The organism is Pseudomonas sp. PS01299 (genome assembly GCF_029960145.1).
GTDB lineage: Bacteria > Pseudomonadota > Gammaproteobacteria > Pseudomonadales > Pseudomonadaceae > Aquipseudomonas > Aquipseudomonas putida_A.
Genome location: NZ_JASCPO010000275.1, coordinates 1 through 6,782 on the forward strand (window position 1 = coordinate 1; position 6,782 = coordinate 6,782).

Consider the following 6,782-nt stretch of genomic DNA (forward strand, 5'->3'; position numbering starts at 1 on the left):
GGCTTGCTCGCGAAGGCGGTGGGTCAGTCAAAATATAGAGTGACTGATCTATCGCATTCGCGAGCAAGCCCGCTCCCACAGGGGGATTGAGTCGTTTATTGATCCGCGGTCTGCATCCCCGCCCGGCTCGGCTTGCCGAGCGTGCGCGAGAAGAACTGCCCGGCCTCGGAAATCAGGTTGCGGTGAATATCTTCGCGATCCACGCCATCAGCGTCGGTGCACAACGCCGGCATGGCGCGGATCTGCTCTTCGTTGCACGGCGCCATGAATACGAAGTGCCCTGCCCCGGCCAATAACTTGAAGTCCGGCGCGGTCGGCAGTTTGCGCGCCAGAGCCGCGGCGTTTTTGTCGAAGGCCACCAGTTTGTCGCCATCGCCGCTGTACAGCAGCACCGGCACATGCACATCCGCCAGGGTGCTACGGCCGAATTTAAGGCTCAGCGGCGCCATCAGCAGCAAGGCATGCACGCGCGAATCGGCCACTGGCTGCAAATCGTCGCGGTCGACGATCAGTTCACCCTGGGTGTTGCAGGCATCATGGTCGTCAGGGCGTTCCTGGCAGTAGCGGCGCAGACGATCCAGATCCGGCTGCGCGCCGGAGAGAATCAACGCGGTTTCGCCACCGGCCGAATAACCAATGACCCCGACCTGATCAGCGTTGACGAACGGCGAGAGCATCGGGTCGCCGAGGGTCGCGGTGATCGCTTCGGAAATCTGGATCGGCCGCCCATACAGATTGCTCAGGGTGCCGAGGCGGCTGTGGTCTTTGGAGTTGTCGCCGGGATGAATCACCGCGACCACCACAAAGCCCTTGCGTGCCAGCGAGGTGGCGAGGTCATGCAGCGCCAGCGGCGTTCCGGTGTTGCCGTGAGACAGCATCAGCATCGGAAAACGACCGATGGCCACCTTGGTGTCAGCGCCGGCCTCGACGGTGTAACCCTCAAGCAGGCTGCTATGTTCGCGGTCGCTGGAAGGATAGAAGGCGATGGCGCGCATCGGTTGCAGATCCAGCGGATCGAGGAATGTCATTTCGTGGTAACCGACACTCCAGACAGGGTGTCGCCCGGGCGCGGCATGCACTGAACCGAGGCTGCCGAGCAGGCAAATCAGTAACGTTGCACAAAGACGCATCATGGGATGGCCCACCCTGTGTTACTCAATCGAAAGATCCTTTGTGTTCCGACACGCCCGAAACCCGGTGGTTCGGTAATCCGGCGCGGCGTTGCACTCAGACGTTGATCGTTTGACTGCATAACCCGGGCCAGATTATGCAACAGTCAGAAACAAAAAACTCCGCATCTGGCCCTTGCAGAACCAGAATACAGAGTTTTTTGAGGGGCTACCTGAACGGCAGCTGGTCTTTACGCAATGCTTACGCGGCGGCGAACAACTGCTCGCTGATCTTCGCCTGAGCAGCGCTCATCGCGTTGTTGCGCACTTCTTCACCGTAGGCCAGACCTTCGGCACGGACGATTTCGATGTCGGTGATGCCGAGGAAGCCCAGTACCAGCTTCAGATATTCTTCGTGAGCGATGCCGCTCGCCTGACCGGCATGGATGCCGCCGGAGGTAGAGACGATCACCACTTTCTTGCCACCGCACAGGCCTTCAGGGCCGGCTTCGGTGTAACGGAAAGTCTGGCCGGCAACGGCGACGCGGTCGATCCAGGCCTTGAGCTGGGTCGGCACGGTGAAGTTGTACATCGGCGCGGCAATGACGATGGCGTCGGCAGCGATGAATTCGGCCAGGGTCGAGGCGCTCAGTTCGGCTTCGTGCTGTTGTGCGGCGTCGCGCAGTTCAGCAGTGGTACCGGCAGCCACCAGGGTGGTCGACGAGAAGTGGCTGATGGCGTCGGCGGCCAGGTCACGGTAGGTGACCACGGCGGTTGGCTCGGCGGCTTGCCAGGCTTTGACGACTTGGCTGCTCAACTGACGGGAAGCGGAGTTGTCGCCCAGAATGCTCGAATCGATGTGCAGCAGTTTCATGTGGAATCTCCTGTAAAGAATCGCCGGCGGCGACGGAATGGAGACAATCCTACGGAAGAAACCAATAGCTGATTAGCCGCCGACAATGCGATAGTTCGTCCCACTGATAGAACGGTGGACTTTTCATGCAGGATCTCAATGATCTCTACTATTTCGCCAAGGTGGTCGAGGCCGGTGGCTTCGCGGCGGCCGGGCGTTTGCTGGGCATTCCCAAGTCCCGCCTGTCACGACGCATCGCCGAACTCGAAGAGCGCCTCGGCGCCCGTCTGCTGCAACGCACAACGCGCCAGTTGAACCTGACCGCGGTTGGCGAGCGCTACTTGCGTCACTGTCAGGCGATGTTGCTGGAAGCGGAGATGGCCGACGAAGCGGTCGCCAGCATGTCCAGCGAGCCACGTGGCCGCCTGCGCGTATCCTGTCCTACCGGTCTGGCGCGGGAAATGTTGCCGTGGGTGATCAGCGAATTCCTCGGCAAATTTCCTCAGGTGCAACTGGAGGTGGTGCTGCTCAATCGCCGGGTGGATCTGGTTGCTGAAGGTTTCGACGTCGCGTTGCGTGTGCGCGAACTCGGTGATGAAGATCCGTTACTGGTGACTCGACGTTTGCGTCAGGCTCAAATGGTCGTCGTCGCCAGCCCGGCCTTTGTCGAGGGCAAAACCATCACTCATCCGCAGGATTTGAAGAACCTGCCGGTGCTCGGCGCGCTGGAGGCCGATCGCATGGTGCATGTGCGCTTGCTGGACGAGCAAGGCAACAGCATCGAACTGAACATGGAAGCGCGGCTGGGCATCGATGATTTCATCGTGCGCAAGGCCTGTGTGCTGGCCGGCCAGGGTTTTACCCTGCTGCCGATGATGTATTGCGAAGCCGACCTTGAGAGCGGCGCGCTGGTGCAACTGTTGCCCGAGTGGTCGTTGCCCGGCGGCTGGTTGCAGGCGGTGTATCCGCATCGACGCGGGGTGATGCCGGCGGTGCGGGCATGGATCGATCATCTGGTCGAATCGTTCAATGCGTGTGGGGAGCGGTTGTTATGAACAAGGGAAAAATGAACGAAGCGGATGTCGCCGCCTTCTGCCTGGCCTTGCCGGGGGCGCGGGAGGATTACAAATGGGGCGGCGTGCGGGTGTTCTCGATTGCCGGCAACAAGATGTTTGCCCTGCAAGGTCTGCGCGGGGATTCATTGGCGTTCAAGGTCGACAAGGACCTGTTTCTCGGCCATTGCGCCCGCCCGGGTATTCACCCTGCGCCTTATCTGGCGCGGGCGCAGTGGATCATCATGCACCCGCCCTACCCGCTGGGTGCCGAGGAATTGCGGGCATTGCTGCAGCGTTCGCACCAGTTGGTGGTGGGCAAGTTGCCGAAGAAGACCCAAATCGGATTACTGCTGTAAACCCGATCCTGTAGGAGTGAGCCTGCTCGCGATAGTGGTGTGTCAGTCGACATATCCTTGACTGATGCGACGCCATCGCGAGCAGGCTCACTCCTACAAGAGGATTTGTGGTGATTTAGAACAGTGAAAGCAGGTTCGAACCGAGAAACAACTGATCGATCCAGAACACCTGATGCAGCGCCACAATCACCCAGAACAGAATCTGAAACGACACCTTGCGCGTCTTGTGCCGGAACACCTGTTGGGCGATCAGCGCGCCGGGCCAGCCGCCGGCCAGTTCCAGCGCATGCAGGATGTTTTCCGGTGTGCGCCACGCATCGGCGCGGGCCTTGCGCTTGTCTGCCCAGTACATGAAAAACGCCAGCACGCTGACCACGCCATAAGCAGTCAACGGCACCAGCGAGATGCCACGTAGCCACATCGACAGCGAGCCGAACAGCGGCAGCGCGCACACGATCAGCAGCACCGCCAGTTTCAGTTTCAGATGCTGAATGCCGCCACCGGACGGTCGTCCATCCGGGCGGCGCGCGCGGGAATCACTCATGGTTTCGCCGCCGACCAATCCACCCAGCCGAACTGCCAGGTCGCCAGAATCACCAGACCAAAAACAATCCGGTACCAGGCGAATGCCGCGTAACTGTGGCTGGCGATGAACTTGAGCAGACCGCGCACGGCGATCATGGCGAAGATGAACGCGGTGATGAAACCAATGGCGAACACCGGGAAGTCCGCCGGCACAAACAGATGGCGATACTTGTAACCGGAGTACACCGCCGCACCGACCATGGTTGGCATCGCCAGGAAGAACGAGAACTCGGTCGCAGTCTTGCGCGACAGGCCAAACAGCAGGCCGCCGATGATCGTCGAGCCCGAACGCGAGGTACCGGGGATCATCGCCAGACACTGCGCGAAACCGACTTTCAGCGCGTCCTTCCAGGTGATCTCGTCCACGGTTTCGGCGTGCACTTCATGTTGCCGACGCTCGGCCCACAGCATGATCACACCGCCCACCACCAGCGCGGTCGCGACGGTGATCGGATTGAACAGGTATTGGTGAATCAGGTCGGCAAAAATCACCCCCAGCACCACCGCCGGCAGAAACGCGATCAGCAGGTTGGCAGTAAAACGCCGTGCACTCGGCTGGGTCGGCAAGCCGATCACCACGTCGAGAATCTTGCGGCGAAACTCCCAGACCACCGCAAGGATCGCGCCGAGCTGAATAATGATGTTGAACGCCATGGCCCGTTCGCCGCCGAACTCGAGCAGGTCGGCAACAATGATCTGGTGTCCGGTACTGGAAATGGGCAAAAACTCCGTCAGCCCCTCTACAACTCCAAGAATCAGTGCCTGCAAGGCGGTCCAAAGATCCATCAATCCCCCAAAGAGCGATACACGGTGGCATGCCCCGATAATATTTTTTACGTTCACTGCGATCAGCGTAGCTGTTTGTTGCTGTACCGATTCCGCGCGCACAGCATCCACACGAAACGGTCAAAATTCCGTGAAATATCAATTTGGATTCAGGTTTTCACGCGCGGGGCCGAAATCCTAACAGACAAGCCTTAATAGTGCTGCGGCGTTATTCGACTTGGGTCGCGTATGCCTGACCACCCAAACGTGGTTGGATGCTGGCGTTGATTTATTACAAGAAAAAGAAATCGGAGTGACAGCGTTATGAACAGCTTGCGCAGTGTGTCGATCAGCCGACGCTTGTGGCTCATTTTGATTGTGGCGGTGGTCATGTTGTTGACCTTGGGCGTGTTGATGCTCAAGCAGATCCACGATGACCTGTACCACGCCAAGGCGCAGAAAACCCAGCATGTGGTGCAGACCGCCAGCGGCCTGCTGACCTATTACCACGACCTGGAAACCGCTGGCACCCTGACCCGCGAAGCCGCACAGAAGCAAGCGCTGACCGCCATTCGTGGCCTGCGCTACGACCAGAGCGATTACTTTTGGATCAACGACCTCACCCCCGTGATGGTCATGCACCCGACCAACCCCAAACTCGAAGGCCAGAACCTTTCGGCGATCCGCGACCCAGACGGTTTCGCGGTGTTCAACGAGATGGTCGCGATCGCCAAAAGCAAAGGCGCGGGCATGGTCGATTACCGCTGGCCCAAGCCCGGTGCCAGCGAACCGGTGGCGAAAACCTCCTATGTAAAATTGTTCGAGCCGTGGGGCTGGGTGCTCGGTTCGGGCGTTTACGTCGATGATGTGCAGAGCGAGTTCCGGGGGCAGTTGATCAAGGCTTCGGTGATTGGTTTGGTGATCGCCGTGATCATGGCCCTGCTGGTGATTTTGATTGCCCGCAGCATCGTCCGTCCGTTGCAGGAAACCGTGAACGCCATGGCCAACATCGCCAGCGGCGAGAGCGACCTGACCCGCAGCCTCGACACCCACGGTCAGGACGAAGTCACGCAACTGGCGCATCACTTCAACGCCTTCACCGCCAAGTTGCGCCGGGTCATCGGTGACCTGCAGGTTTCGGCCAGTGCGCTGGGTCAGTCGTCCAGTGAACTGGGCAACGATGCGACTCAGGCCCAGCAGCGCAGCCAACAGCAATCGCAGCAGATGGAACTGGTGGCGACCGCAATCAACGAAGTGACCTACGGCGTGCAGGATGTGGCGAAGAACGCCGAACATGCTGCCGCTGAAATGCGCGATGCCGAAGCTCAGGCGCAGCAGGGCCAGATCAACATCGACGGCAGTCTGCAACAGATCGACAAGTTGTCCGGAACCATTGACCAAGCGGTCGAAGTGATTCGCACCCTGGCGGCCGAAAGTACGCAGATCGGCAGTGTGCTGGAGGTGATCCGCTCGATTGCCGAGCAAACCAACCTGCTGGCGCTCAACGCGGCCATCGAAGCGGCCCGCGCCGGGGAACAGGGCCGGGGCTTTGCGGTGGTGGCCGATGAAGTGCGGTTGCTGGCGCAGCGCACGCAAAAGTCGACGGCGGAAATCCAGAGCATGATCGAACGCCTGCAGAATCATTCCGAAGCGGCGGTGAAAGTCATTGGCGACAGCAGCAAGGCCTCGCAACTGACCATCGAACAGGCCGGCCTCGCCGGTGCCAGCCTTAACGCGATCGGCCAGGCCCTGCGCAATCTCAACGGCCTGAATGCCTCGATTGCCAGCGCCACACTGCAACAGGCGCATGTGGTCGAGGACATCAACCAGAACGTCACGCAGGCCGCCGGTCTGTCGCACAGTACGGCGCTGGCGGCGGAGCAGTCGAGTGCGGCGAGCGTCAAGCTTGGGCAGTTGAGTGAACAGCTGAACCAGCTTCTGCGCCAGTTCCGCGTCTGACCCCGCTCCCCCTGTAGGAGTGAGCCTGCTCGCGATAGCGTCGTATCAGTCAACCACAGAGCGGCTGACCCACCGCCATCGCGAGCAGGCTCACTCCTAC

General features: G+C 60.2%; 7 protein-coding genes. 3 read left to right on the forward strand and 4 right to left on the reverse strand.

What is annotated here, in order from left to right; genetic code table 11:
* Window positions 1-95: 95 nt before the first annotated feature.
* A complete protein-coding gene (locus QMX91_RS27525) occupies window positions 96-1,133 on the reverse strand; it encodes a dienelactone hydrolase (protein ID WP_027612711.1) in 1,038 nt (345 codons plus the stop codon).
* Window positions 1,134-1,371: 238 nt separating this feature from the next.
* Entirely contained in the window at window positions 1,372-1,983 is a 612-nt protein-coding gene (locus QMX91_RS27530; protein ID WP_064587669.1) for an FMN-dependent NADH-azoreductase, read from the reverse strand.
* A 125-nt stretch (window positions 1,984-2,108) separates the two neighbouring features.
* Here QMX91_RS27530 and QMX91_RS27535 point away from each other — a divergent pair, with 125 nt between their 5' ends.
* Both QMX91_RS27535 and QMX91_RS27540 read left to right on the forward strand, forming a co-directional pair.
* Entirely contained in the window at window positions 2,109-3,017 is a 909-nt protein-coding gene (locus QMX91_RS27535; RefSeq protein ID WP_098964136.1) for a LysR substrate-binding domain-containing protein, read from the forward strand.
* Window positions 3,014-3,373 (forward strand): MmcQ/YjbR family DNA-binding protein, encoded by a 360-nt coding sequence (locus QMX91_RS27540; RefSeq protein ID WP_282413676.1) that lies wholly within the window; start codon window positions 3,014-3,016, stop codon window positions 3,371-3,373. Before QMX91_RS27535 ends, QMX91_RS27540 begins: the two co-directional genes overlap by 4 nt.
* 115 nt (window positions 3,374-3,488) lie before the next feature.
* On the opposite strand, the gene QMX91_RS27545 is transcribed toward QMX91_RS27540, so the two are convergent.
* The gene (locus QMX91_RS27545) at window positions 3,489-3,917 is read right to left on the reverse strand and encodes a DUF1294 domain-containing protein (RefSeq protein WP_041064418.1); all 429 of its coding nucleotides are present in this window, start codon (window positions 3,915-3,917) and stop codon (window positions 3,489-3,491) included.
* Window positions 3,914-4,744 (reverse strand): undecaprenyl-diphosphate phosphatase, encoded by an 831-nt coding sequence (locus QMX91_RS27550; protein WP_098964138.1) that lies wholly within the window; start codon window positions 4,742-4,744, stop codon window positions 3,914-3,916. The genes QMX91_RS27545 and QMX91_RS27550 overlap by 4 nt, the downstream gene beginning before the upstream one ends.
* 303 nt (window positions 4,745-5,047) lie before the next feature.
* On the opposite strand from QMX91_RS27550, the gene QMX91_RS27555 reads away from it, so the two are divergent.
* The gene (locus QMX91_RS27555) at window positions 5,048-6,682 is read left to right on the forward strand and encodes a methyl-accepting chemotaxis protein (RefSeq protein ID WP_282413677.1); all 1,635 of its coding nucleotides are present in this window, start codon (window positions 5,048-5,050) and stop codon (window positions 6,680-6,682) included.
* The last annotated feature ends 100 nt before the right edge of the window (window positions 6,683-6,782 follow it).